Annotated in this window: 1 pseudogene; it reads right to left on the bottom strand. The window is 49.8% G+C overall.

Annotated elements, in window-relative coordinates:
- Positions 1-15: 15 nt before the first annotated feature.
- A pseudogene (locus ICN39_RS11100) lies at positions 16-255 on the bottom strand (transposase); the annotation flags it as partial.

The following is a 255-nucleotide window of genomic DNA, read 5'->3' on the forward strand; positions in this document are numbered from 1 at the left end:
CTTGCACGCTCACCACTTTTTTACGGCAATCTCCTTCATCACTTCAATCTCGAGATCGCGCTCTGCCAAGATCTTCTTTAAACGGCCGTTCTCTTGCTCGAGTTGCTTTAAGCGTTTGACATCGTCTGTACCTAGATCGCCAAACTTCTTACGCCAGCTGTAAATCGAGGGTTCGCTGACCCCGTGGCGCTTGGCAACCTCTGCTATTGGCGAACGATCTGCCTCTTGCAATATCCGAACAATCTGTTCGTCTGA

Source organism: Polynucleobacter sp. AP-Reno-20A-A9, assembly GCF_018882085.1.
In the GTDB taxonomy this organism is placed as follows: Bacteria; Pseudomonadota; Gammaproteobacteria; order Burkholderiales; family Burkholderiaceae; genus Polynucleobacter.